This is a genomic window from Novosphingobium sp. 63-713 (assembly GCF_001898925.1).
Taxonomy (GTDB): Bacteria; Pseudomonadota; Alphaproteobacteria; order Sphingomonadales; family Sphingomonadaceae; genus Novosphingobium.
Genome location: NZ_MKVS01000005.1, coordinates 436,840 through 461,622 on the forward strand (window position 1 = coordinate 436,840; position 24,783 = coordinate 461,622).

A 24,783-nucleotide genomic window follows, 5' to 3' on the forward strand; every position below is an offset into this window, starting at 1 on the left:
CGCGGGGCGGTCTGACCGCCTGTCGGTCAGGTCCGGGGTGGTTTTCGGATGAAGCGTCGCGCCGGGCTAGTTTGCACCCCGCGACAGGCAATCCCCCATCCCGGCAAACACTATCAAGGACAAGCCCCGTGGCCGAAACCAAGCGCCCGAACAGCCCAGCCGCATCCTATGATGGCCCGCCCGATTACCGGGTGATCGGCCGCCATGGCGTCTTTCCGCAAACCAGCCATGACGAGATCGAGCGGATCAATTTTCTGGCCCAGATGAACCGCCATCTGGCCGCCCGCGTCGTGCCCGGCGTCAAGGCCGCCTATGACGCGCGGGTCGCGCCCGCCTTCGCCGCCGCGCATGGCCGCCCCATCGCCACCCGCCACGAGGCGCGCAAGGCGATGCTGGAGGACCCTGCGTTCTGCACATGGTCGGCCCTGCGCCGCATGACGATGGAGCAGCGTCAGCAGGCAGGCCGCTGGACCGTGATCCGCCAGCGCGAGGACTTGAACGCGCGCGGCAAGGCGTTGATCGAGGGCGATGACCGGCTGGTGCTGAACCCCGCGCTGGAGATCCCGCGCTATGTTTCCGCGGTCGATCACCATTGCATGCCGGGCAGCTATCACCGCGAATATGCACCCGACGATTTCACCAATGGCGCCAATTACGACCATGCCGGTTTTGTCACCACGGGCGGTCTGCTGGGCAAATATTCCGATGGCGGCGGGCATGCGGTGGTGCAGTGGGTGAAGAAGAACCTGCCCGATTTCGCGCCGAAGAAGATTTTGGAATTCGGCGGTACGGTGGGCCATTCCAGCCTGCCTCTGGCGCAGGCGTTCCCCGATGCGGAACTGACGATTGTCGATCTGGGCGCGCCGGTGCTGCGCTATGGTCTGGCGCGGGCGAAATCGCTGGGCATCAACAATGTCCGCTTCGTTCAGGCCAGCGCCGAGGACCTGACCGGCATTTTCGAGGACGGCAGTTTCGACTGGGTGCAGACGACCATGTTCCTGCACGAATTGTCGACGCGCGCGCTGCGCAACATCTTTGCCGAAAGCCACCGCTTGCTGCGGCCCGGCGGCATCGTGCTGCATGTCGAACAGCCGCAATATGCCCCCGACATGCCCCTGTTCGAACAGGCCATGCGCGACTGGGACGCGTTTTACAACAATGAGCCCTTCTGGAGCCGGATGCACGAGATGGATCTGGACGCGGAAATGGAGCGCGCCGGGTTTGACCGGGCCAAGATCATCCATGGCGGCGTCTATGGCGTGGTGGACCGCGAAATCTTCCCCGACGCGGCCGAGGACAACACCGAGGATTATGGCCGCAAGGCCGCGTGGCATGTGATCGGAGCCGTGGCATGAGCTTTAACGACGCCTTGAACGAAGCCGGTGCCAAGCCCGCCGGCAAGCGCCCCTATTTCCTTGAGCCCCAGGTCGAGCGCGTGCTGGCCATCACCATGAGCCTCGCGCAGGAACTGGCCGTGGCGCATCAGCGCGCCGATACGCTGGAGCGCCTGCTGAAGGCCAAGGGCGTGCTGGTGGAGGGCGAGATCGACGCCTTTGCCCCCGATGCCTCGGCCAGCGCCGAGCGCCAGATGTGGAATCAGGAATATATCGCCCGCATCCTGCGCATCATCCAGCAGGAGAACGAGGCCGCCGCCCTATCCGATGATGTGGCCAGCGGCGAAATGGCCGACGACATGGTGCGGGACGCGGATTGATGGAATTCGAATTTTCCATTCCCGTTCTGGTGGTTGGAGGGGGCGCCTGCGGTTGCATCGCGGCGCTCTCCGCCCGCGATGCCGGGGCCGAGGTGCTGCTGGTCGAGGCCGACGAGCGGCCGATGGGTACGACCGGCATGTCGATGGGCCTGATCTGCGCGGCGGGCACGCGCGCGCAGGCCGCCAAGGGCATCAGCGACAGCGCCGAAGCCTATTACGAAGACATCATTGCCAAAACGCGCGGCGAGACCGATCCGGTCATCGCCCGCGCGATTGCCGACCATTCCGGCCCCACGCTCGACTGGATGGGCGAGCGGCTGTCGATGCCGTGGGAGCTCGATATGGGTTTCCGTCCCTCCTATGGTCTGTCCACCTATCGCATGCATGGCTGGCACGGCCATGACGGACAGGACATGGTGGACCTGCTGCACCAGCGCCTGGAGGATGAGGGCGTGATGGTGATGCTGGGCGCGCGGCTGGTGGAGATCCATGCCGATGATGCGGGCCGCGTGCTGGGCGTCAGCCTGCGCCGCCCCGATGGATCGGTGGAGCAGGTGGGCTGCGAGAGCCTGATCCTGGCCAGCGGGGGCTATGCGGCGAACCACGATCTGCTGGCGCAATATATCCCCTCGATGGCCGATGCCCGCAACAATGGCCATGAAGGCAGCGACGGCACCGCCGTCCTGCTGGGGCAAAAACTGGGGGCTGCGTTGGGCGATATGGGGGCCTATCAGGGCTATGCCATGCTGACCGACCCGCAGGGGATTTCGGTGGTGCCCGGCGTGATTGTCGATGGCGGGATCATCGTGAACGCGCAGGGCGAACGGTTCTGCGACGAGAGCGAGGACATTGCCGGGATGGTGCATCCGGTGATGGCGCAAGGCGGTCCGTGCTGGGTGATCCTTGATGAACGCATCGAGGCGGCGCAGGCCTACACGCCAGAAATGAAAGCGCTGGCCGGTCTGAATGCCGCGCGGCGCGGCGCGGATGCGGCCTCTCTGGCGCAATCCATCGGCGTGCCTGCCGAGGCGCTGGCCGCCGCTCTGGCCGAGGCCGCGCAGGCCAAGGCGCAGAGCCGCCCCGACGCCATGGGCCGATGCTGGGACGATGCCGCCCCGCCGCAGGGCGCGCTCAGCGCCTTCAAGGTAGTAGGCGCGATCTATCACACGCAGGGCGGGCTGCAGATCGACGGCGCGGCCCGCGTGCTGCGCGAGGATGGTTCACCATTGCCCAATCTGTTTGCCGGGGGCGGCGCGGCGCGCAGCGTCTCGGGGCCCGCCCATTGGGGCTATCTGCCCGCGATGGGGCTGTGCACGGCGGTCACGCTGGGGCGGCTCGCGGGTCTGTCGGCGGCAGCCCTGGTGGCCTGATCGCTTCATCCGACAGGAGGATAGATCCCCCGCCTGCCCCCCGCCGCCCGACCACTTTGCCTATTTTAAAACCCATTCGATCCGAAAGGCCATCATGTCTCAGGAAACCGCAACAATTTCCGCCCCCTGCCCCGCTGACCTGCGTTCGCGCCTTGCGTCCATCGTGGGCGAAGCCAATCTGCGCGAGGATGAAGCGAGCCGCCGCCTGTTCAGCGAGGACATCTGGAGCGCATCGGACCATACGGTGATGCTGATCGTCGCGCCGGGCAATACCGCCGAGCTGGCCGCCGTGGTCAAGGCCGCGGTCGAGGCGGGCGTCGACCTTGCCCCGCGCGGCGCGGGCATGAGCTATACCAGCGGCTATATCCCGGCGACGGGCATGACGATTTCGATCGACACCTTGCGGATGAACCGCATCCTGTCGATCCGCGAAGAAGACATGACGATCACCGTCGAGGCGGGCATCTCGTGGAAGGCCATCGACGATGCGTTGCAGCCTTTGGGCCTGCGCCTGCCGTTCTGGGGGCCGATGAGCGGGATCTACTCCACCATCGGCGGAGGTCTGTCGAACCATAATGCCATGTTCGGCTGCGGCCAATATGGCACCTCGACCGAGAGCGTGATCGCGATCACGATGGTGCTGGCCGATGGGTCGGTGCTGAAAACGGGCGCGCGCGGGCCGGATGGCGAAACGCCTTTCTATCGCCACTATGGCCCCGATCTGGCGGGCCTGTTCATGGGCGATGCCGGAACGCTGGGCCTCAAGGCCGAGGTCACTTTCCGCGTGATGCGCCGCCCGCAATTTGAGGATTCGGTCAGCTTCAGTTTCAAGACCGGGCCGATCATGCTGGAGGCGCTGGCCGAGATGGCGCGCGCCGGAATTGCCTCGGAAACCTGCGGCTTTGATCCGGGCCTGACCAAGGTGCGGATGCGCCGCATGGGCATGACCAATGATGTCAAAGCCTTGGGCGCGGTGATGGCCAAGGAAAAGTCGGTGTTCGGCGCGCTCAAGGCCGGCCTGAAGATCGCCACCGCCGGGCGCAGCTTTATCGAGGAGGAGGAATACCCCCTCCACATCACCGCCGAGGGCCGCTGCAAGGAGGCCGTGGCCGCCGATATCGCCACAGCGCGCGCGATTGCCGCGCAATATGACGGTGTCGAAATCGCCAACACGATCGCCAAAGTGATCCGGGCCATGCCTTTCCCGCCGCCCAATTCGATCCTGGGGCCGGAAGGCGAAAGCTGGATCCCGGTCCATGGTCAGGTCTCACTGTCGAACGCGCCCAGGATGTTTGCCGACATCAAGGCCTATTTCGACGAGATGGCGGGCGAATTCGACCGGCTGGGCATCCACACCGGCTTCCTCTTTTCCACGCTGCACAACAATGCCATCTGCATGGAACCGGTCTTCTTCTGGCCGCAGGGCTATCGCCCGGTGCATGAAAGCATGGTCGAACCGGCCCATCTGGCGCGCCTCAAGCAATTGGGCGATGCGCCCGAGGCGAGCGCCGTGGTCGCCGCCGCGCGCGAGAAGGTGAAGCGGATCGCCGAGAGCTATGGCTGCGCCCATTTCCAGATCGGGCGTTCGTACAAATACCGCGAGAGCCGCGATCCGGCCTTCCTGCGCGTGCTGGATACGGTCAAATCGGTGGTCGATCCCAAGGGGCAATTGAATCCGGGCTGTCTGGGGTTTCCCGCGTGAACACCTCCGGCTTGAACACCTACCGCGCGATCCGGCTTGAAACCATCGCGCCCTCGTTCCGCGAGGGTTGCGTGATCCGTGAACTGCCGCTGAGCGATCCCGCGCCGGGGGAATTGCGCGTGCGCAACCTCTATTGCGGGATCAACGGCATTTTCGACACGCAGATTGCGCGCGATGCCGTCGATTACGTCAAGATCGCCCTGCCGACCTATACCGGGGTCGAGGCACTGGGCGTGGTCGAGGCGGTAGGCGCGGGCGTGGCGGATTTCGCGCCGGGCGATGCCGTGGTCACCACGCGCTTTACCGGCGGATACCGCGAGGCCAATATCGCCCCCGCCGCCAATTTCCTCAAGGTGCCCTCGGCCGATCCCGACTGGCTGGCGCTGTGCAGCACCGGGGTTTCGGCGATGGTGGCGCTCGATGTGATCGGGCAATTGCAACCGGGCGAAACGGTGGCGATTTCGGCGGCGGCGGGGGGTCTGGGCCATTTCCTCGTCCAGATCGCGGCCGTGCGCGGATGCCATGTCGTGGCGGTCTGCGGCGGCGCGCAAAAGGCCGCTTTCGTGCGCTCGCTGGGCGCGGCGCGGGTGATCGACTATCGCGCCGAGGATGTCGGCGCCGTGCTGAATGCCGAATACCGCAATGCCATCGACGTGGCGGTCGATACGGTTTCGGGAGCGATCTTCGATGCGTTCCTCGCCAATCTGGCCAATCACGGGCGGCTGGTGGTGGGCGGCGCGGCGGCGGACCTGAACGGCGTTCCCGAAATCATCAGCGGCCCGCGCATCGCCAATGCCATCTATTACAAGGGCGCCTCGGTGCGCGGCTTCATGAACGGCCTGCTGACCCCGCATTGGCCCGAGGCGCGCGAGAAACTCTTCGCCCTCTATGCCGAGGGCAAGGTGAAGGTCTATTTCGACACGCCGCGCTTTACCGGTCTTGAAGGCATTTACGATGCGGTCGAACGCCTGCTCTCGGGCGCGTCGAGCGGCAAGGTCATCGTCGATCTGGGGGGCGGCGCGTGATGGCGCGAACTCTAGCCGACAAGATCTGGGACGCGCATGTCACCGCCACCACGCCTGCCGGTTCGGATCTGGTGGCGATAGACCGGGTGTTTTTGCATGAACGCACTGGGGCCTCGGCGCTCAAGAACATGGCGGCGGCGGGGCGGCCGGTGGTTGATCCGGCCCGCGTCTTTGCCGTGATGGACCATATTGTCGATACCCGGCCCGGCCGCGGCGACCAGACCTTGATGCAGGGTGGACAGGCCTTCATCACCGAAACCCGCGCGGCGGCGATGGCGGCAGGCATCACCCTGTTCGATGTGACCGACCCGGATCAGGGCATCACCCATGTCATCTCGCCCGAACTGGGCATCGTGCTGCCCGGCTGCACGCTTGTCGCGCCCGACAGCCACACCTGCACGCAAGGGGCGCTGGGCGCGCTGGCATGGGGCATCGGATCGTCGGAGGCCGAACATGCAATGGCCACCGGCGTGCTGCGCCTGCCCCGGCCCAAAACGATGCTGGTGCGCTTTGACGGCGCGCTGCGCCCCGGCGTGACGGCCAAGGATATGGCGCTGGCGCTGATCGCGGCGCATGGCGCAGGCGGCGGCGCGGGCCATGTGGTGGAATTTGCAGGCTCTGCGGTGCTCGCGCTCGACATCGAGGCGCGCATGACACTGTGCAACATGGCCACCGAATTTGCCGCTATGGCCGCGATCATCGCGCCCGATGAAAAGACCTATGCCTATCTGACGGGCCGCCGCTATGCGCCCGCCGCGTTTGATGCGCCTTATTGGGCGTGCTTGCATTCCGACGAAGGGGCGCAGTTCGACCGCACCATCGTGATCGACGCCTCCGCGATTACCCCGATGATCACATGGGGCACCAGCCCCGAACATGCGATCCCCGTCGACGGCGTGGTGCCCGGCGGGCCTGCCCGCGCGCATGACTATATCGGCCTCGCCGCCGGCGCGGCGATCTTGGGTACGCCGATTGATGTGGCCTTCATCGGCTCCTGCACCAATGCGCGCCTGTCCGACCTGCGCCGCGCCGCCGCGCTGGCCAAGGGGCGCCATATCGCCCCCTCGATCCAGAAGGCGCTGGTCGTGCCGGGCAGCAGCGCGGTCAAACGCGCCGCCGAGGCCGAAGGGCTGGACAAGATCTTCGAGGCCGCCGGTTTCGAATGGCGGATGAGCGGCTGCTCGCTCTGCTTCTTTGCCGGCGGCGAGAGCTTTCCCGCAGGCAGCCGCAGCATCAGCAGCACCAACCGCAATTTCGAAGGCCGCCAGGGCCCCGGCATCCGCACCCATATCGCCAGCCCCGAAGTCGTCGTGGCCAGCGCGATCGCGGGCGCGATTGCCGATCCGCGTGATCTGGAGCCGCAGGCATGACCCCCTTTACCACCCTGTCCGCCGTCGCCGCGCCGCTGATGTTCGACAATGTCGACACCGACGCGATCATCCCCAGCCGGGAGATGAAATCGACCGGACGCACCGGTCTGGCCGAAGGCCTGTTTGCCGGATGGCGCTATGTCGAGGGGCGCGTGCCCAATCCCGATTTCGTGCTGAACCGGCCCGAATATGCGGGCGCGCGGATCATCGCGGGGGGCGCTAATTTCGGCTGCGGGTCCAGCCGGGAGCATGCGGTCTGGGCGCTGGCCGAATATGGCGTGCGCTGCATCATTGCGCCCGGTTTTGCGCCGATCTTTGCCGCCAACTGTATCCGCAACGGCTTGCTCCCGCTGGTCCTGCCGCGTGATGTGGTGGAAAGCATCGCCGGGCGCGAGGTCCATATCGACCTTGCCGCCCAGACGCTGACCTGCGGGAAGCAAACCTATTCCTTCCCCATCGAGGCCGAGGCCAGGGACATGCTCCTTGAAGGCCTGGACGCCATTGACCTCACCCTGAAATCGCGCCCCGCCATCGCCGCATGGACCGATGCCGACCGCGTGGCGCGCCCGTGGATCTATCTATGACTTTCATCACCATATCCGAAGTCGGCCCGCGCGACGGGTTGCAATCGATCAAGCCCGTCATGCCGCTGGAGGCCAAAAAGGCCTGGATCGCGGCCGAGGCCGCCTGCGGCGTGCCCGAGATCGAGGTGGGCAGTTTCGTGCCCCCCAGCCTCTTGCCGCAAATGGCCGATACCGCCGAACTGGTGCGGTTCGCGCGTGGCATTCCGGGCCTGAACGTCGTCGCGCTGGTGCCCAATGCCAAGGGCGCGGCGCGCGCGGTCGAGGCGGGCGTGCATGGCTTTTCCGCACCATTTTCGATGAGCGAGACCCATTCGATCCGCAATGTCCGCAAGGACCACGCGCAGATGATCGAGGAAATCCGCGCGATGGGCCGGATCGCGGCCGAAGCGGGTGTCCATTTCGCGGTGGGCCTTTCCACCGCCTTTGGCTGCACCATCGAGGGCGCCGTGCCCCAGGCCACCGTGGTGCGCTTGGCGGCGGCCAGCATCGAGGCCGGGGCCAAGGAGCTGAGCCTGTCCGACACCACCGGCTATGCCGATCCGGCGCAGGTTCGCCGCTTGGTCCGCGCCGTGCGCGCCGAGGTGGGCGAGGCGCTGACCACGCTCCACCTGCACAATACGCGCGGGCTGGGGCTGGCCAATGCGCTGGCAGGGCTGGATGAAGGGATCACCACATTGGATGCCTCGCTGGGCGGCCTTGGCGGCTGTCCCTATGCGCCGGGGGCCTCGGGCAATCTGGTCACCGAGGATCTGGTGCTGATGCTCAACGCGATGGGCTACAAAACCGGCATCGATCTGGAAAAGCTGCTGAAAGTACGCGCCATTCTGGCCGAGGCCCTGCCGGAAGAGCCGCTGTATGGTTTCACCCCCGATGCGGGCGTGATGATGGATTATCAGGAAAGGATCGCCCAATGAGCCAGAACCCCACACCTCTGGCGGGCATCCGCGTGATCGAGTTCACCCATATGGTGATGGGTCCGGCGGTGGGCCATATCCTGGCCAGCCTTGGCGCCGAGGTCATCCGCATCGAGCCTATCGGCGGCGATGCCACGCGGCGACTGCTCGGTTCCGGCTCGGGCTATTTCCCGATGTATAATCGCGGCAAGCAGTCGATCTGCCTTGACCTGAAATCGCCCGAAGGCGTGAGCGTGGCGCGCGATCTGGTGCTGGGCGCCGATATTATGGTCGAGAATTTCCGCCCCGGCGCGCTCGACCGCATGGGCCTGTCCTATGAGGCGATGGCGGATGCCAATCCGCGCCTCATCTATTGCAGCGAGAAGGGCTTTTTGCCCGGCCCCTATGAAAACCGCACCGCGCTCGATGAAGTGGCGCAGATGATGGGGGGCCTTGCCTATATGACCGGCCCTCCGGGGCGCCCCTTGCGCGCCGGGTCCAGCGTCATCGACGTGACGGGCGCGATGTTCGGCGTGATCGGCATCCTTGCCGCGCTGGAGGAACGCCACCGCACCGGGCTGGGCCAAAAGGTCGTGGCCAGCCTGTTTGAAACCACCGCCTATCTGGTGGGCCAGCATATGGCGCAGTTTGCCGTGACCGGAAAGCCCGCCGCGCCGATGCCCGCGCGCATTTCGGCCTGGGCGATCTATGACGTGTTTGAAACGCAGGACCTGCCGGTGTTCATCGGCGTGGTCTCCGACAGCCTGTGGGAAAAATTCTGCGCGCTGCTCGGCTTTGATGAATTGTGGGCCGATGAAAGCATCCGCGCCAACAACCAGCGCGTATTGGCCCGCGACCGTATCCTGCCCATCGTGCGCGAGAAGGTTGCCGCGTTTACCCGCGCCGAAATCATCGCGCGGCTCGAAGGCACCGGCATCCCCTTCGCCCCGGTCAGCAAGCCCGAGGAATTGTTCGACGATCCTCAGTTGACCGCAGGCGGGCTGGAGACGGTGTTCCTTGACGATGGGCGCGAGACGAAATTACCGACCGTCCCGCTGGAGATGGCGGGGCGGCGGACGGGGGCCGAAAACCATCTGCCGCTGCCGGGGCGCGATGCGCGCGAGGTTCTGGGAGCGCTGGGCTATGATGATGAAAAAATTGAACAACTGATCGGGTCCGGGGCGGTTGGCGCCCTGTAATCACGACAGTTGGGGGGAAAGCAATGAGCGATAATTGCGATGAAAGCCTGCTGCTGAGCCGTCGAATGCTGATGGCGGGGGGCATGATGTTGGGCGCGGCCATGGCCATGCCCGAAATGGCGGCGGCAGCCCCGATCGCCCGCGAAGAGGGCATCCCCACCGATGCCGCCGCCCGCATCGCCATCACCCGGCGGATGCGGATGCGCACCGATGCGGGGCCGGTGTTCTGGTGGTTTCGCGGGCGCAATTATGCCCAGCAGGGCGCCAATCTGATCCCGATGTGCGACATGATCTTTGGCGCGCTGATGGATGTGCGTCCCACCGCCGATGGCGGGCTGGTGATCAGCCAGTATGAGCTGGCCTTCCGCACCGCGCTGGATTCGGGCGTGCGCGCGGAAAAGCTGCTTAATCCGATCACCGGTACGATGGTCGATGTGCCGTTCGCTCCCGTCGGCCCGACCAAGGTCGTCTATAACGCGGATAACGTCCTGCAATTGCCCCCGACCATTGGTGGGTCGAAGTTCTCGGTCGAGCACGTGCCCGAGCTTTTCTTCCGTATTGGTGACACCGTCTGTTTCCAGACCCACAGCCGCGCCCGCGCGGAAACGGCCGGGCAAAACGATCGCGTGCTCAACGATATGAGCATGATTTGCAGCCCTGCTGCTGAGGCCCTTGATCCCAAGCGCGCCTTTGTCAGCGCGACCGCCTATGGCACGGATGTCACCGATTATGCGCGCTGGTGGAAAATGCCCGCAGGCTTGGGCACCCAGACGCTGCGCAGCGCGGGGATGAAAGTGGCCCGCTATGCCGATATGCCCGAAGACTGGCGCGCGATGGTGGCCAAGGCCGATCCGGCGATGGCGGCCGATCCGATGGGCGTGCTGACCCGCGCGGCCACCACCTATCGCAACTGATCCGTCAACACGAACCCGCACTTGGCCCCGGCGCTTTCAACAGAAGGCGCCGGGGTCTTTTTATGCGCGCATAAAAAACACGGCGGGTTTGGCCCGCCGCGCTCCTGTGCCCCTTTGAGAAGGCGTCCTCAGATCGGCTTGACCGTGCCGAGGAAACAGATGCTGGCAATCGTGATCCAATAGACATAGGCCATGCAGCGCCCGAGGAAGAAGTCGCGCTCCAGCACGGCCTCGATCTTGGGGTTGGGGCCTTGGGCCAGAATGCGGAACGCGGTGGTCCAGCGGCGCATGATCCAGCGCAGACCCAGCCCGATGCACAGCGTAAAGCCATAAAGCGTGAACTTGGTGGCGTACCAGCGCTGGCCCTCGCCCGCCTCGAACGGACCATGGCCCAGCAGCGAGGAAATGCCGACGAAAAAGATCGTGGGGATGAGGATATAGCGCACCGATTCGTCGATCTTGGTCAGACGGATGCCGATATCGGTCTCGCGCTTGATGAACGCGCCCCAGCACAGCGCCAGCCAGCCAGCGACAAAGATCCACATGAAGGTCAGGAAATTGCCGCCATAGGGCTGAAGCCCATAGATATTGCCCATATGCAGACCAAGCGGCAGCAGCGTGATGATGCCGGTGCGCGCCAGAATGTCGATGCGATAGGCGGTTTCCATGTGCCGCTTGCGCTCTTCCATCGAAAGATTGCGGTTGAGGATATTATAGCTGGTCTGAAACACACCCCATTCGCCGCCCAGCCAATAGACCATGCAGATGATGTGCACCCAGCGCAGTACGAGAACTTCCTGTATCACGGTTTTCTCCCTGAGTTGGGACCGGCGCTGCGATCATGCGCGGCCCTGTCGTCGGGCGGTTGATGGCGCCGACGTCCTGCTGTGGCTGATGCATCGCATGGGCGGGGCGCGCGCGGGTAGGCATCCCCCGCGATACGCCCGCCTGTCGGTCAGGCGGGCGCGCATTTCGGTTAAAACTCGGCCAGCAACCGGCCCACGCCCTCGATCTTGTCCTCAATCCCGCAGGCGCGCAGGCCATGCCAATAGGTGGCGGTGTTGATGGCGATCACCGGCTTGGAGAGCTTCTGCTCATATTCCACGGCCAGATCGACCATCGAAAGATTGGTGCCCACCTGAACGATGGCGTCAACATCATCGCCGTCCAGATAGTCCAGCACCGGGCGCAAATCGTCCGGCGTCACCTTGGCAATGTCGGTCCAGCGCTTGCATTCAAGCGGCTTGTCGCGCTTCACCTCAAAGCCCGATTCCTCAAGGAAACGGCGCACTTCGGTGTTGGCCACCGGGTAATAGGGCGAGACAAAGCTAACGGTCTTGACCCCGCCATAGGCCTTGAGCGCGGCGGCCACGGATTCAGCGCCCGTGCTGGCGCCAACGCCTGCCACGGCTTCGACATCGGCCTTCCATTTGCGGCTGCCTTCAACGCCGCCGTAAAACGTTACCGCCGACATGCCCAGCACGAGATAATCGACCTTGGCCGTCATGACCGAGCGCACCGCATCATGGGTGGCGTCCGAAATCGCCTGTGTGCCGACCAGGAAATCCTCATTGGACAGCGCGAGCGGGTCCTCGACATAGATCCGGCTGAAATGGTTGGTCACGCCCACCGGGCGCATCCGCTCCATATCGGGCTGCACCGTGGTGTTGGTCGAAGGCGCGATCACCCCCATCAGCTTGCGCCAGCCCAGAACGTCACCCATGCGAATATACTCCTTGTTACAGGCAGGACGGGGGACCGTGCCCAGATTGGATGGAAAAAGGGCGGGACGTTTGACCGCCCCGCCCGAAAACTCATTCGACCGCTGCGGCCTGCGAAAGGCTTTCATACATCGCCTGTCGCATCAGATAGGCGCGGCGCTTGTCGTCATCGGCCTTCAGGTCCAGCATCGCCTGGCGGCGGCGCTTGTGCGCTTCATCGGCGCCGCCTTTGATGAAGGCCATGTTCTCGATCGTCTGCTGCTGGGTAAAGCTATGCGTTACCGTGCGGCGCTGGCGATCATAGAGCGCAAGGCTCTGGTTGGTCTTGGTGCCCTTGAGCACCGGGTCCAGCTTTTCAAACAGGTTGAAAGCGTCATGCACGCCCGAATTCATGCCGAACCCGCCCAGCGGATTGTTGAGATGCGCCGCATCCCCGGCCAGATAGACGCGCCCGTTGCCAAAGCTCTTGGCTACGCGCTGATGCACGCGATAGAGCGTGCGGTGGCCGGTCTCGACATGCAGATCCGTGCCCAGCAGGCGCTGGAAAATACCGTCCTTGATCTCGTCGGATTTCAGATAATCGTCGCCCAGCGAAGCATCGGTCGGCACCAGCACGCGCCACACCGAAGGCACGCGCAGCAGCACCAGCCATTCCGACGGATCCGACACATAGTTCACATAGGCCAGATTGGGCAGATAATCGGCCAGTTCCAGCTTGGTGGACAAGGTGAGGAAACGTTCGGGATAGGTGAAACCGTCGAATTCGATGCCCAGCCATTTGCGCACCACCGAATTGGCCCCGTCCGCCCCGATCAGATAATCGCAGCGATAGCGCACGATATCGGTCATCGTTTCGACGCACAGGTTCACGCCGGTATCGTCCTGCTCCAGCGTCAGCAGCCGATGGCCGAACAGCACCTTGGCATTGGAATATTGGTCCAACCCTTCGGCCAGCCCGCGCGAGAGGTGATATTGCTCGCATTGAATGCGATAGGGATAGCGTGTGACATCCGCGATTTCGGACAGGTCGAAATCGACCACCTCGCCCGAGGCGCGGTCGCGCCAATGATAGACCGGCGCCTTCAGCCCGCGATCGAGCAGCAATTGCGTGATGCCGATATCATCCAGCATTTCCAGCGTCGAAGGGTGGAACGTGGACGCGCGCAGATCCTGCGCGCAATCGAGTCCCGCCTCGAAAACCACCACGTCATAGCCGGCCTTGGCCAGCAGGGTGGCCATTACTGTGCCAACGGGGCCTGCACCCACAATCCCCACCTGGCACCGTTCTACCCCTGTCATAGCTCATGCACTCCAAACCTCGGACTTGCACGGGATATGGACGCTTGGCCCCCCGGTGATGCGGCATGTGGTGGAATTATCCGCACAGTGGGGATTGGCGCGCTCTGCACAGGCATGCACCGCCCCAATGGGCAGATTGCAAAAACTTCGAGACCATCAGGAATGCGGGGAATTGTTGACATGCAAAGGGCAAAGACACTCGTAACGGCCACCATTGCCGCATTTCTGGCCGCGCTTCCGGCCGCCGGGGTAATGGCCCAGAGCGTTGCGGGCGAGGTTGCCGGGGACAAGGCGGTCTATCAGCAGCGATTCGCGCAATTCCTGAAAGATCCCGGCAATTTTCCCTATGCGCCGATGGAAAAACTGTCCGGGGCCAAGACATGGCGAGTGATGATGGCGCGCGCCGACGCCGCCATTGACCCCGCCGCTCTGGCCAAGGGCGATGCCTATGCCGCCGCGATGCGGTCAAGCGCCTTTCTGGTCTGGCACAAGGGCGCGCTGATCCACAGTTGGTATGGGCCGGGCATGGATGCGCAGGTGCCGATGCTTTCCAAATCTTTGTCCAAGCCGATCACCGCGCTGGCGGTGGGCCGCGCCATCGCGCTGGGGCGGATCAAGGGGCTGGATCAGCCGTTGGCCGAGATCATCCCCGAATTGAAGGGCACGCAGAAGGGCCGCATTCTGGTGCGTCATTTGCTCGATATGCGCTCTGGCATGCTGGATCAGGGGTTCAGCCCCGATCCCACCCATCCGCTCAACACCGCCTATCTGTCCACCGACCATGGGCGCGAGATCATCGACCATTATCCGATGATTGCAGAGCCGGGTACGCGCTATGCCTATGCCAATGCGCCGTCCGACATGGTGGCGATGGTGATCGAGCGGGCCACCGGGCGGCGCTATGGCGAATTTGTCGGGTCCGAAGTGCTGGCGAAAATCGGCGCGCCGGGCGGCACGATCTGGGTGGACCGCGAAGGGGGTCTGGCCCATTCGGGCTGCTGCACCTATCTGCCCGCCGAGACCTATCTGCGCATGGCCATGCTGATCCATGCCGATGGCGTATGGGGCGGCAAACGCCTGTTGCCCAAGGGCTATACGGCGCAAATGCGCAAGGGCACGCCGCAAAATCCCAATTTCGGCCTGGGCCTGTGGATCGGCGAGCCCTATCATCAAAGGCGCGGGTTTGGCGCACCCGGCACGCTGGGACCGCAGGTGCTGCACAGCGAGCCTTATCTCGACCCCGACCTCTACCTGTTCGACGGCAATTCCAATCAGGTGGTCTATGTCGCGCCCAAATATGACCTGATCGTGCTGCGTATCGGCGCCACCCCGCCTGCACCCTCTTCGATGCAGGGGGCATCGACACAGGCGGAATGGGATAATGCCTATCTGCCCAACCTTTTGATCCGGGCAATCAAACCCTAATTCCTGCGCGGGGCCGCCGGTTTGCGCTGGCGGTCCAGAAAAGCCTTCAGATCGCGAGTAAACAGCTTGGGATTTTCCCACATGGGGAAATGCCCGAGCGTGGGATATTCGATATAATCCACCCGCGCATTGGGAAAACGCCCCTTGGATTGCGCCGCGCTCTGGCTGATCACTGTGTCATAGGTGCACCATTGCAGCAGCACCGGCACGGTGACGGCCTCGGTTTCGCGCTTGACGATATCGGTCTTGAACAATTCGACATTGGCGGCCAGCAGCGCAGCCTGATTGACATAAGCGCCGGGCAGATTGTCAGCATCGAAAATGCTGTCCACCATCCAGTCCTTCGGTTCGAAACCGGGCGGGGTGGTGTCCTTCAACACCTCACGGAAAAAGGCATGGCTGCGCCATTGCGGCGTCCTGGCCTTCTGATCGTAAATCAGCTCCATCATCCGCGCGCCGATCTTGCGCGTCTGGCTAGGCCGTTCGAGCGGTAGGATGGAAAAGGCCATCGCCGTGGCGTGCCCCGGATAGGCCCGGTTATATTCCAGCGCGACATTGGCCCCGTTGCTGGTGGAGACCAGCGCGAAACGGTCATGGCCCAGCGCCCGCATCAGCCCGTCCATCAGTTCGGCGGCGCGCGGGGTCGTGTAAACGCCCTTGGGATCCGGCCCCGACAGGCCATAGGGCGGCCAGTCAAAGCGCACCACACGATAATCGCGCGCCAGCAAGGGCACGACCAGATCCCATTCATGCAGGTTCACAATCGAGCCATGCAGCAGGACCACCACCGGCGCCCCCTTACGCCCTTCCTCGCGCACATGGATGGGCACGCCATCGACCGTGACGAAGCGCGAGGGCGCCTTGGCCCAGCGCGCGACAACGGCGGCGCGGTCGGTATGGACATTGGGCGTTTCGACGGCGGGCGCGGCGCCCGCCATCAGCATCAGCGCCGCCAGCCCCCCGATCACGCCGCCATATCCGCAGGCCAGCGCGGCAGGCCCATCGTTTCGCGCAGCGTGCTGCCCGGATATTCGGTGCGCAGCGCGCCCGCCGCCTGCAGGATCGGCACCACTTCCTCGACAAAGATCTCCAGTTCGCCCGGCATATAGGCCGGTTGCAGCGTGAAACCGTCGCAGGCCCCCGCCTCGACCCACTGGATCATCATATTAGCCAGTTGCGAGGCCGTGCCGCGAAACACATTATGCCCGCGCGGTGTGCGCACATAGCCCGAAGCGAATTTGCCCAAAGGCAGGCCAATTGCAGCGGGCTTTTCCAGCGCGCGGCCGATGTCGGCCTTGGGGAAACAGGTCTGGCTCAAAATGTGATCGACCGGGATCGGCCCGGCCGGATCAAACCCGGTCAGATCGCAATTGAGCGATTCCGAGAGATATTCGATGCACAGCGCCTCGTCAGCCAGATCGAGGATGGCCTGATCCTTGGCAATCGCGGCGGCCTCGGTTTCGGCCAGAATGAAGGACAGGCCCGGCATGATCCGCACCGCATCGGGATCGCGCCCCGCCGCCGCCACGCGGGCGCGCATGTCATTGCGAAAGGCGATGCCTTCCTCGATGGTCGGGGCCGAACAGAAGATCGCCTCGGCGATGCTGGCGGCAAAGTCGCGCCCGTCGCCCGATTGCCCGGCCTGAACGAAAACCGGGCGCGCCTGAGGCGAAGGCCCCAGCGCGGCGTTGCGCTCACGCCAGATCGCCTGCGCCTGCGCCACGGTCTGCGCCGCCATCTTATAGCGCTGCGACTTTTCGGGCAGTTCCTCGTCGCCGAAATTGGGCGCGGTGTCGGGATGCGCGGTAGTGACGATGTTCCACCCGGCGCGCCCGCCGCTCATCCGGTCCATCGTGGCGAAACGCTCGGCCAGACCTTCGGGCGACCAATAGGTGGTGGAAAGCGTGTTCACCAGCCCGACATGCTGCGTGACCGAGGCGATGGCCGAAAGCAGCGCCATGGGATCGAGCGTAGGCATGGCCAGATGTTCGGGCGTGCGCCCGCGCACCCCGCGCGACTGCAACTGGTCGCCAAAGACAATGGCGTCAAACCGGCCCTTTTCCACCAGACGCCCGACGCGGGCGTAATAATCCATGGTGAAAACGCCCTCCGGCTCGGCGCCGGGATGGCGCCAACCGCTGGGATAATGGCCGATGCCCTGAAGAAAGGCCCAGAGATGGATCGGACGGGGCATCAGGCAATCTCCTCATGAATGTTGCGCAGCGACAGGGGCAGGCCCAGCCTCTCGCGCAAAGTGCCTGCCGAAGGGCGCCCCTGGGTCAGCGGGGCCAGAGCCTTGCCGATGCGGGCCAGTTCGGTGGCAGGATTGGTCAGGTCGATATGCAGGCCGTCGATCTCGCCCGCCTCGAACCTTGCGGTCATGGCGGCAAGGTCTGCGCCCGCATCGACCCGCAGCAGGCGTCGCGCGGCAGCGGGAAAAGCCTGCCCCTCGGCGGCAATCACCACATCAAGGCCGGGCACCGCAAAGGGCGAGGCCGCATCGCAGACCAGCACGGGATGCCCCTGTTTCGGGCGCATCGCATTGACCGGGCCGCGCACCGCATAATGGGTGCCGACATAGTTGCTCGGCCGCACCTTGGTCGTATCCAGATAGCGCCCGCTTGCCTTGTCGATGATCAGGCAATCATCATCCCAGCCATCCCAGAGGGCGCGCGTCGCCCGCACCAGATCGGCCAGTTGCGCCGCGCTGCCCCCCTGCGCCACCGGGCACCAGCCGAGCAGCCCGCCCGAAAGGTAATCGACCGCCGAAAGCGCGCGCGCCACATGAAAGGGATGCGCGATCCGGCTGGAAACCAGCGGCACCAGCCCCAGCCGCGACACGCGCGGCGCGGCCCATGCGGCAATCACCTGCGGATCAAAGGGCAGGCTGTCATGGCGGCCCAGCATCAGCAGATCGACGCCCGCCGCCTCGGCGGCGGTCACGAATTGCGCGGCCATGGCCGGATCGGCCAGCGCCGGATCGCCAATGCCGGCGGAAAGGATAAAGCTTCTGGTCATACGACAATCACCGCTGGAGGAGAGGAATGGATGGTTTCACAGCCATCGGCCGTGATGAGAACGAGGTCTTCGCAATGGGCCGAGCCGCCAAGGCCCGAATCGAGCACGGGGCAATCGACCGAAATCACCATGCCGGGGCGCAGTTCGATATCCGGCTTGCGCCAGAAGCCGCCCGCATCCTCGCCCGGCTCGTCCGTATGGGCGAGGCCGCAGGAATGCGGGCCAAAGCCGACCTGAACATCAAAGCCGCCGCGTTTGAGCGCCTCCTGCCCGATCCGCACGATGTCGGAAAAGCGCAGGCCGGGCCTGATCTCCTCGCGCACGGCCCGCCAGGCAAAGGCGGCGGCATCGGCGGCTCGTGCGGCCGCGCGGGTGGGTTCGCCCACAAAGACCGTGCGCGCAAAATCGCCGTGATAATTCTGAAAATGGCTGACCGCATCGAGGAACAGCGCCTGCCCATCGGCAATGCGATGCGGGCTGGTTTCGGACGAGGAGCGGTCGACATTGAGGAACACCGCCGTATTGCCCCGCGCGGCCGCCTCGGCGCGAAACAGGGCGTGGAGATCGCGGTAGGAGGCCCCGGCCCGCACACCCTGCGCCACCGCCTGCAAGGCTTCGACATTGGCGCGGGCGGCGCGGCGCATCAGCGCAATTTCAAGCGGCGATTTGATCAGGCGAATTTCGCGCATGGCATTGTCCGCCGCAATGTTCGCCCCCTCATGCCCATGGCGCGCCAGAACGCCCGCAATCAAGGGATCATCCCAACCGATCCGCCCACCCCACGCGCCCATCTCGCGCAGTGCCGCCACCAGCGCCCCGCCCGCATGGCGATAGGCCGCCCGGTGCCGCAAGGCCGCCGCGCTGATGGCAAAGCGGTGCAGCTCCATCGCGGAGAGCGGCGCGAGTCCCCGATCCGGGCAAAGCGGAAAATCGCCATTCTGCCCCAGATCCTCGCCATCGCTCAGATCGTCATAGAGGAAGGCCTCGACCGGGCCGCGCCCATCGGCATAGGTGTAGAAATGCAGGAAACGGCTGGTGACCAGCACCGGCCTGTCGATCTGCCGCCGCGAGAGGATGGCGAAGGTTCCGGCGGGCTGGCCGATCCGGGTCCGCGCAATCTGGGGCCAATGGCCCAGCGCGTGAAACACATTGACCGGCTGGGCGCAGACCAGCGCGTCCAGCCCCCACCGCTCCATCACGGCATGGGCTTCGGCCAGATGGATCGGCCCGGCGGCGTTCAATCCGTCCAGCAGGGCATCATCGGAGGCGTTGCGGTGTAACATGAAGGCGAATTGACCATGCCGGGGCCGCTTGCGCCCCCCGACAAAAGGCTTCTATCCGCCTGCTGGATAAGGTCAGGATGCGACAAGTGCGCGCGCCACGCCGGGTTAGCTTCGCTGTCCATGAGCCTGATCGATCCCCCCGTCATCACCCACCCCATTATCACCAGAGCCTTCGTCACCATCGATGAAGGACAGATCCACCTGCGCCGGATGGAGGGAAGCGGCACGCCGCTGCTGCTGCTCCATGCCTCGCCCGCCTCGGGATGGTTCAGCCAGCCTTTGATGCAGGCGTTGCGCGCGGCAGGGCATGAGGGGCCGATTCTGGCGCCCGACACGCTGGGCAATGGCGACAGCGCCGCCCCCGCGCCCGACCATCCCGATATCGCCTATTTCGCAGGCTCGATGGTGCGGATGCTGGACGCGCTGGGCATGGACAAGGTTGATGTTTACGGCACCCACACCGGCGCGCGCATCGCCTGCGAAATGGCGGCGGCCTATCCGGAGCGGGTGCGGCGCGTGGTGCTGGACGGCATCACCGAATATGATGACGAATTGCGCGCAGCCGTGATCGAGAATTACGCGCCCCGCGTCGAACCCGACGCCTATGGCCGCCATCTGATCTGGGCCTTCAACTTCTGCCGCGATCAGGCGCTGTTCTTTCCCCATTTCATGCAGGACGCAGGACACCGTCTGTCCGTGCCCATGCCGCCGCCCGAAATCCTGCACCGCATCACGCTGGACGTGCTCAAGTCATGGGACACCTATTCATTGCCCTATATCGCGGCCTTTGAATACCGCGCCTTTGACCGGATGGCCTTGGTCGCCGCGCCCACGCTTTTGCTCAAGCCGGAAACCGAACTGGCGCTGCTCAATGCCTCGGTGGCGCGCGCGCTGGAGATCCTGTCTGATGGGCGCGCGGCCTCCCTGCCCCCCGGAGATGCGGCCAAGGCCGCCGCGATCCTCGCCTTCCTGAAAGGAGAAGAGGCATGAACGCGCGCCTTCCCATGAAGACCTGCCTCGGCTTTGGCATCGGCACGGTGGGCGTGTCGATCATGCTCAATGCGGTCACGGCCTATTACCCCGCCTTCATGACCACGGTGCTGGGCCAATCGCCCGAAATCGCGGGCTATCTGATGATGGGGGCCAAGCTCTATGATGCGGTGGTCGATATGATCATCGGTTCGATGAGCGACAAGAGCCGCAGCGAATGGGGCCGCCGCCGCCCGTTCATGCTGGTGGGTGCGATCCTGTCGGCGGCCTCGTTCCTGATGCTGTTTGCCCCGCCCGCGCTGGGGCAAGGCGCGCTGATCGCCTATATGATCGCGGCGCAGGTGATCTATTCCACCGCCTATTCGCTCTTTGCCGTGCCCTATATGGCGCTGCCCGCCGAATTGACCGAAGGTTTTGCCGAGCGGACCCGCCTGCTTTCCTTCCGCACGGTGTTTGTCTCGATCGGGCAAATGCTGGCCACGGCGGGCACGGCGGCGATCATCAAGGCGGGCGGCGCGGGCGGCGCGGCCTATGCCACGATGGGGCTGGTGATGGCGCTGGTGATCTTTGGCGCGATGACGGCCACGGTGCTCTCGGTTCCGGCCACCCATGCCGAGGAGGCCCATGCGGATGCCCCGCCGCCCCTTTCCCTGCCCCGCCAGATCGCGCTGATGACGCGCAACCGGCCCTATATGCTCTTGCTGGGCGCCAAGGTGTTTCAGTTCCTCGCCTTTGCCAGCATCGGCTCCTGCGGGCTGCTCTTCCTGCTCAATGTGCTGGGCGTGGGCTATGGCGGACAGATCCTGCTGACCTCGGTGCAGAATATCGTCACGGCGCTTTCCATGCCGCTCTGGGTGTGGAGCGGCAAGAAGATCGGCAAGCGGGGCACCTATCTCATCGGCGTCTTCATCTTCTGCGCCACGGCCCTGAGCTGGCTGGCCGCGCCCCATGCGCCGGGCAACGGTGAGTTGATTGTGCGCGGCATCACTTCGGGCTTTGGTTCGGGGGCGCTGATCCTGATGTCGATCTCGATGCTGGGCGACACGATGGTCTATGACCGGGCGATCACCGGCATGGGGCGCGAGGGCCTGCTTTCCTCCACCGCCGCCGTGCTGGAAAAGGCCAGTTTCGCGCTGGGCGTGGCGGTGCTGGGCGTGTTTTTGCGCGCGGCCCATTATATCCCGACCATGGGCGGCAAGCTGGTGACCCAGCCGCCCAGCGCGATTCTGGCGCTGACCATGGGCTATGCGGTGATCCCGGCGGCCATGTTCGTGGTAAACGGGGTGTTTCTCTATCTCTATGATCTGGACGAGGGCAAGATGGCCGCCGCGCGCAAGGGCGCGGCGGCCTGAAGGCCTATTTGAACAGGCCTATTTGAACAGGCGGGGCGCGAAATCGGCCAGATAATCGCGCCAGTTCATCCAGGTGTGCCCGCCCTCGCTCTCATGATAGACATGGGCAATGCCGAAACGGTCGAATACCTCGCGGGTGGGCTTGACCGAGGCATAAAGGAAATCCTCCTTGCCCATCGCGAAATAGACCAGATGCATATCGCGCCCCGCCTGTTTGAGCGCGGCGGCGTTCTCCGTGGCGAATTCCTCGATCCGCTTGGGATCGACGCCGGTCTGGCTGCCGATGCCCACGCCCATTGAGAAGATGCCGATCCAGTGGAAAGTGCCGGGGCGCGTCAGCCCTTCACGGATCGTGTGCGAACCGCCCATCGACAGGCCCGCCATGGCCCGCGCATCGGCGGTCGGCGTGGTGCGATATGTCCGGTCGATCAGGGGGATCAGGTCGCGGGTCAGATCATCGCCAAAATCATGGGCGTGGAAATCAATCGCGCGGGCCGCATCGGGCGTATGGCCATCGGGCATGACCACGATCATCGGCTTGACCTTGCCCGCCGCGATCATCCGGTCGAGGATCTGGTTCGCATGGCCGATCCCGGTCCAGCTCTCATCATTGTCGCCCGCGCCATGGACCAGATAGAGCACCGGATAGCGCTGATTGCCGCCCTTTTCATAGCCGGGAGGGGTATAGACATGCGCCCGCCGGCGGCTTTTCAGCGAAGCCGACCAGTAATCCACGCTGGCCACCGCGCCATGGGGCAGGCTCGCGTCCCATGCCTGAAACCGGCTGCCGGGCACTTCAAGCACCGCCTCTATGCCATAGCGGGTGCGCGAAAAAGCCTGCGCATAGGGATCGGCGGTGCGGATTCCATCGACGCGGAAGGCATAGCGATAGGGACCGGGTTTGAAGGGCTTGGCGGTCGTCCCGCTCCACAATCCGGTATCATCGCGGGTCAAGGCCAGCCCCTGCGGCGTGCCCACGGGAAAGCCCATCGGGATCACCTCGCCCGCATCCGAACTGGTGGCCAGCACTTCATGGGCCTGCGGCGCGCAGAGCCGGAAAGTCACGCGCCCATCGGGCAGCACCTCGAAGGATTGCACCGGCGGGGCCTGCGGGGTGAACCACGGCTTTTGACAGGAGGCGTTCTGGGCCATGGCGGGGGCGGCCATCGCGGCCCCGGCGCACAGCAGGATAGGTAACAGGCGGCTGAACGGTTTGGCTTTTCGGCCCCGCATGGATTGTCTCCCTTTCGACTGGAAAGGGAAAGCTGGCGCGGCGGGGCCACTTCACAACGCCCCGCCCCCGCCTATCCGCCCATCGGGCAGATCATCTCATACGCCCCCGTCACACGACCGCGCAGACAGTCTTCCATTCCAGATAATTGTCCATCGCCTGCTTGCCCGAATCGCGGCCCCAACCCGAAGCCTTGACCCCGCCGATGGCCAGCGAGGCGTCATACATCGCATGGCAATTGATCCACACCGTCCCGGCGCGAATGTCGCTGCTCATGCGGTGCGCGTGGCTCAGGCTTTCGGTCCAGACGCTGGCGGCAAGGCCATATTCGCTGGCATTGGCGGCTGCGACCACTTCCTCAATATCGTCATAGGGCTGCGCCACCAGAACCGGGCCGAAGACCTCCTCGCGCACGATTTCGAAATCGGGCTTTACGTCCACAACCACGGTGGGGCTGATGAAGGTTCCCGCCTCGCCGCTGCGTTCGCCGCCCGCCAGCATGGTCGCGCCCTGCGCCTTGGCGCGGGTCAGAAAGCCCTCGACGCGCTCGGCATGGCGGGCCGAAACGACCGGCCCCATCTGCGTATCGGGCAACAGGCCATGGCCCATCTTGATGCTTTTGGCATAATTGGCGACGCCCTCGACCACAGAATCGTGGATCGAGCGGTGGACATAAAGGCGGCTGCCCGCGATGCAGACCTGTCCTGCGTTGAAGAAGATCGCATTGGCCACGCCCGGAATCGCCAGATCAAGATCAGCGTCAGGCATCACGATCGAGGGCGATTTGCCGCCAAGCTCCAGCGTCACGCGCTTGAAATTGGTCTTGGCCGCATCAAGGATCGCCCGGCCCGTGGCGGTCGAACCGGTAAAGGCCACCTTGTCCACGCCCGGATGATTGGCCAGCGCCGCGCCCGTCTCGCTGCCCAGCCCGGTCACGACATTGAGCACACCCGCAGGCACACCCGCCTCCGCCATCAGTTCGGCCAGACGCAGCGCGGTCAGGCTGGTGTCCTCGGCCGGTTTCAGCACGATGGTGCAGCCCGCCGCCAGCGCCGGAGCCAGCTTCATCGCGGTCAGCACCAAGGGCGAATTCCACGGCACGATGGCCGCCACCACGCCCACCGCCTCGCGGAGGGTCCACGACCGCATCTGCTTGCCTGCGGGCTGATAATTGATCGAGCTTTCGATCGTATTGCCCTCGATGGTCATCGCCTGTCCGGCAAAGAAGCGGAACTGATTGACCGCACCCGGAATTTCGGCCCAGCGCCCGACATAGAGCGGCTTGCCCTGATCGAGCGTTTCCAGCTCGGCCAGCTCGTCAATATGCGCCTCGATCAGATCGGCGATCTTCCAGAGGATGCGCGCGCGCTCAACCGGTACCGTGGCGCGCCAGAGCGGCAGGGCCGCGCGGGCGGCCTCGACGGCGGCCTCGACATCACCGGTGCCGGCCGCAGCAATCTCGGCGGTCCGCGCGCCGGTGGCAGGGTCGAGCGTCGGCAGCGTGCGCCCACCTTCGGCCTTGCGCCAGCGCCCCGCGATAAACAGGCCCTCGCCCGCGCCGCGCCGGGCCAGAAATTCGCGCGAATCGCTGCGCAGCGTGTTCAGATCAAGGGCCATCGGTACTTTCTCCATGATTGGCGCGTCCGCCTTGGCTGTGAACCTGCCCATGGGCCGGGGGAATGACCACTGCGCG

General features: G+C 64.8%; 22 protein-coding genes. 13 read left to right on the forward strand and 9 right to left on the reverse strand.

Annotated elements, in window-relative coordinates; genetic code table 11:
- Positions 1-128 precede the first annotated feature (128 nt).
- The 10 genes from BGP00_RS02900 to BGP00_RS02945 all read left to right on the forward strand — a co-directional run bounded on the left by BGP00_RS02900 (position 129) and on the right by BGP00_RS02945 (position 10,771).
- On the forward strand, positions 129-1,355 hold the full coding sequence (locus BGP00_RS02900; protein WP_168601509.1) for a class I SAM-dependent methyltransferase: 1,227 nt from the start codon (positions 129-131) through the stop codon (positions 1,353-1,355).
- Positions 1,352-1,714: a hypothetical protein gene (locus BGP00_RS02905; protein WP_168601508.1), complete on the forward strand. Its 363-nt coding sequence runs from the start codon at positions 1,352-1,354 to the stop codon at positions 1,712-1,714. Before BGP00_RS02900 ends, BGP00_RS02905 begins: the two co-directional genes overlap by 4 nt.
- Positions 1,714-3,084 carry an FAD-dependent oxidoreductase gene (locus tag BGP00_RS02910; RefSeq protein ID WP_292921859.1) on the forward strand — a complete coding sequence of 457 codons (1,371 nt, stop codon included), beginning with the start codon at positions 1,714-1,716 and terminating at the stop codon, positions 3,082-3,084. Before BGP00_RS02905 ends, BGP00_RS02910 begins: the two co-directional genes overlap by 1 nt.
- Positions 3,085-3,178: 94 nt before the next feature.
- A complete protein-coding gene (locus BGP00_RS02915; protein WP_292921860.1) occupies positions 3,179-4,786 on the forward strand; it encodes an FAD-binding oxidoreductase in 1,608 nt (535 codons plus the stop codon).
- Positions 4,783-5,811 carry a zinc-binding dehydrogenase gene (locus BGP00_RS02920; RefSeq protein WP_292921861.1) on the forward strand — a complete coding sequence of 343 codons (1,029 nt, stop codon included), beginning with the start codon at positions 4,783-4,785 and terminating at the stop codon, positions 5,809-5,811. The genes BGP00_RS02915 and BGP00_RS02920 overlap by 4 nt, the downstream gene beginning before the upstream one ends.
- A complete protein-coding gene (locus tag BGP00_RS02925) occupies positions 5,811-7,181 on the forward strand; it encodes a 3-isopropylmalate dehydratase large subunit (RefSeq protein WP_292921862.1) in 1,371 nt (456 codons plus the stop codon). Before BGP00_RS02920 ends, BGP00_RS02925 begins: the two co-directional genes overlap by 1 nt.
- On the forward strand, positions 7,178-7,765 hold the full coding sequence (leuD, locus tag BGP00_RS02930) for a 3-isopropylmalate dehydratase small subunit (RefSeq protein ID WP_292921863.1): 588 nt from the start codon (positions 7,178-7,180) through the stop codon (positions 7,763-7,765). Before BGP00_RS02925 ends, leuD begins: the two co-directional genes overlap by 4 nt.
- A complete protein-coding gene (locus BGP00_RS02935; protein ID WP_292921864.1) occupies positions 7,762-8,679 on the forward strand; it encodes a hydroxymethylglutaryl-CoA lyase in 918 nt (305 codons plus the stop codon). The genes leuD and BGP00_RS02935 overlap by 4 nt, the downstream gene beginning before the upstream one ends.
- On the forward strand, positions 8,676-9,857 hold the full coding sequence (locus BGP00_RS02940) for a CaiB/BaiF CoA-transferase family protein (RefSeq protein ID WP_292921865.1): 1,182 nt from the start codon (positions 8,676-8,678) through the stop codon (positions 9,855-9,857). Before BGP00_RS02935 ends, BGP00_RS02940 begins: the two co-directional genes overlap by 4 nt.
- Positions 9,858-9,880: 23 nt before the next feature.
- On the forward strand, positions 9,881-10,771 hold the full coding sequence (locus BGP00_RS02945) for a hypothetical protein (protein ID WP_168601502.1): 891 nt from the start codon (positions 9,881-9,883) through the stop codon (positions 10,769-10,771).
- 128 nt (positions 10,772-10,899) lie between these two features.
- On the opposite strand, the gene BGP00_RS02950 is transcribed toward BGP00_RS02945, so the two are convergent.
- The 3 genes from BGP00_RS02950 to BGP00_RS02960 all read right to left on the reverse strand — a co-directional run bounded on the left by BGP00_RS02950 (position 10,900) and on the right by BGP00_RS02960 (position 13,791).
- Positions 10,900-11,577, reverse strand: a complete 678-nt coding sequence (locus BGP00_RS02950; protein ID WP_292921866.1) for a hypothetical protein — start codon at positions 11,575-11,577, stop codon at positions 10,900-10,902.
- Positions 11,578-11,747: 170 nt separating this feature from the next.
- On the reverse strand, positions 11,748-12,494 hold the full coding sequence (locus tag BGP00_RS02955) for an arylmalonate decarboxylase (RefSeq protein ID WP_292921867.1): 747 nt from the start codon (positions 12,492-12,494) through the stop codon (positions 11,748-11,750).
- A gap of 91 nt (positions 12,495-12,585) precedes the next feature.
- Positions 12,586-13,791: an FAD-dependent monooxygenase gene (locus tag BGP00_RS02960; RefSeq protein ID WP_168601500.1), complete on the reverse strand. Its 1,206-nt coding sequence runs from the start codon at positions 13,789-13,791 to the stop codon at positions 12,586-12,588.
- A gap of 180 nt (positions 13,792-13,971) precedes the next feature.
- Between BGP00_RS02960 and BGP00_RS02965 the strand changes: the two genes are divergently transcribed.
- Positions 13,972-15,216 (forward strand): serine hydrolase domain-containing protein, encoded by a 1,245-nt coding sequence (locus tag BGP00_RS02965; RefSeq protein WP_292921868.1) that lies wholly within the window; start codon positions 13,972-13,974, stop codon positions 15,214-15,216.
- Here the strand turns inward: BGP00_RS02965 and BGP00_RS02970 are convergent.
- The 4 genes from BGP00_RS02970 to BGP00_RS02985 are packed head-to-tail and all read right to left on the reverse strand — an operon-like array spanning position 15,213 to position 19,517.
- Positions 15,213-16,184, reverse strand: a complete 972-nt coding sequence (locus BGP00_RS02970; protein ID WP_292921869.1) for an alpha/beta hydrolase — start codon at positions 16,182-16,184, stop codon at positions 15,213-15,215. The genes BGP00_RS02965 and BGP00_RS02970 overlap by 4 nt on opposite strands.
- Positions 16,181-17,410 carry an LLM class flavin-dependent oxidoreductase gene (locus BGP00_RS02975; protein ID WP_292921870.1) on the reverse strand — a complete coding sequence of 410 codons (1,230 nt, stop codon included), beginning with the start codon at positions 17,408-17,410 and terminating at the stop codon, positions 16,181-16,183. The genes BGP00_RS02970 and BGP00_RS02975 overlap by 4 nt, the downstream gene beginning before the upstream one ends.
- Positions 17,410-18,234: an LLM class flavin-dependent oxidoreductase gene (locus tag BGP00_RS02980; RefSeq protein WP_292921871.1), complete on the reverse strand. Its 825-nt coding sequence runs from the start codon at positions 18,232-18,234 to the stop codon at positions 17,410-17,412. The genes BGP00_RS02975 and BGP00_RS02980 overlap by 1 nt, the downstream gene beginning before the upstream one ends.
- Positions 18,231-19,517 carry a M24 family metallopeptidase gene (locus BGP00_RS02985; protein ID WP_292921872.1) on the reverse strand — a complete coding sequence of 429 codons (1,287 nt, stop codon included), beginning with the start codon at positions 19,515-19,517 and terminating at the stop codon, positions 18,231-18,233. Before BGP00_RS02985 ends, BGP00_RS02980 begins: the two co-directional genes overlap by 4 nt.
- Positions 19,518-19,637: 120 nt before the next feature.
- Here BGP00_RS02985 and BGP00_RS02990 point away from each other — a divergent pair, with 120 nt between their 5' ends.
- A complete protein-coding gene (locus tag BGP00_RS02990; RefSeq protein ID WP_292921873.1) occupies positions 19,638-20,507 on the forward strand; it encodes an alpha/beta fold hydrolase in 870 nt (289 codons plus the stop codon).
- Positions 20,504-21,859 (forward strand): MFS transporter, encoded by a 1,356-nt coding sequence (locus tag BGP00_RS02995; protein WP_292921874.1) that lies wholly within the window; start codon positions 20,504-20,506, stop codon positions 21,857-21,859. The genes BGP00_RS02990 and BGP00_RS02995 overlap by 4 nt, the downstream gene beginning before the upstream one ends.
- A gap of 18 nt (positions 21,860-21,877) precedes the next feature.
- Here the strand turns inward: BGP00_RS02995 and BGP00_RS03000 are convergent, their stop codons facing one another.
- Both BGP00_RS03000 and BGP00_RS03005 read right to left on the reverse strand, forming a co-directional pair.
- A complete protein-coding gene (locus tag BGP00_RS03000) occupies positions 21,878-23,092 on the reverse strand; it encodes an alpha/beta hydrolase-fold protein (RefSeq protein ID WP_292921875.1) in 1,215 nt (404 codons plus the stop codon).
- A gap of 109 nt (positions 23,093-23,201) precedes the next feature.
- Positions 23,202-24,707 (reverse strand): aldehyde dehydrogenase family protein, encoded by a 1,506-nt coding sequence (locus BGP00_RS03005; RefSeq protein ID WP_292921876.1) that lies wholly within the window; start codon positions 24,705-24,707, stop codon positions 23,202-23,204.
- Positions 24,708-24,783: the final 76 nt, after the last annotated feature.

Bases quoted from the DNA above. Each gene is read 5' to 3' on its own strand.
- BGP00_RS02905 (WP_168601508.1), top strand. From the start codon at position 1,352: ATGAGCTTTAACGACGCCTTGAACGAAGCCGGTGCCAAGCCCGCCGGC.
- BGP00_RS02910 (WP_292921859.1), top strand. From the start codon at position 1,714: ATGGAATTCGAATTTTCCATTCCCGTTCTGGTGGTTGGAGGGGGCGCC.
- BGP00_RS02915 (WP_292921860.1), top strand. From the start codon at position 3,179: ATGTCTCAGGAAACCGCAACAATTTCCGCCCCCTGCCCCGCTGACCTG.
- BGP00_RS02925 (WP_292921862.1), top strand. From the start codon at position 5,811: ATGGCGCGAACTCTAGCCGACAAGATCTGGGACGCGCATGTCACCGCC.
- leuD (WP_292921863.1), top strand. From the start codon at position 7,178: ATGACCCCCTTTACCACCCTGTCCGCCGTCGCCGCGCCGCTGATGTTC.
- BGP00_RS02935 (WP_292921864.1), top strand. From the start codon at position 7,762: ATGACTTTCATCACCATATCCGAAGTCGGCCCGCGCGACGGGTTGCAA.
- BGP00_RS02940 (WP_292921865.1), top strand. From the start codon at position 8,676: ATGAGCCAGAACCCCACACCTCTGGCGGGCATCCGCGTGATCGAGTTC.
- BGP00_RS02945 (WP_168601502.1), top strand. From the start codon at position 9,881: ATGAGCGATAATTGCGATGAAAGCCTGCTGCTGAGCCGTCGAATGCTG.
- BGP00_RS02955 (WP_292921867.1), bottom strand. From the start codon at position 12,494: ATGGGTGACGTTCTGGGCTGGCGCAAGCTGATGGGGGTGATCGCGCCT.
- BGP00_RS02960 (WP_168601500.1), bottom strand. From the start codon at position 13,791: ATGACAGGGGTAGAACGGTGCCAGGTGGGGATTGTGGGTGCAGGCCCC.
- BGP00_RS02965 (WP_292921868.1), top strand. From the start codon at position 13,972: ATGCAAAGGGCAAAGACACTCGTAACGGCCACCATTGCCGCATTTCTG.
- BGP00_RS02975 (WP_292921870.1), bottom strand. From the start codon at position 17,410: ATGCCCCGTCCGATCCATCTCTGGGCCTTTCTTCAGGGCATCGGCCAT.
- BGP00_RS02980 (WP_292921871.1), bottom strand. From the start codon at position 18,234: ATGACCAGAAGCTTTATCCTTTCCGCCGGCATTGGCGATCCGGCGCTG.
- BGP00_RS02985 (WP_292921872.1), bottom strand. From the start codon at position 19,517: ATGTTACACCGCAACGCCTCCGATGATGCCCTGCTGGACGGATTGAAC.
- BGP00_RS02990 (WP_292921873.1), top strand. From the start codon at position 19,638: ATGAGCCTGATCGATCCCCCCGTCATCACCCACCCCATTATCACCAGA.
- BGP00_RS02995 (WP_292921874.1), top strand. From the start codon at position 20,504: ATGAACGCGCGCCTTCCCATGAAGACCTGCCTCGGCTTTGGCATCGGC.
- BGP00_RS03000 (WP_292921875.1), bottom strand. From the start codon at position 23,092: ATGCGGGGCCGAAAAGCCAAACCGTTCAGCCGCCTGTTACCTATCCTG.
- BGP00_RS03005 (WP_292921876.1), bottom strand. From the start codon at position 24,707: ATGGCCCTTGATCTGAACACGCTGCGCAGCGATTCGCGCGAATTTCTG.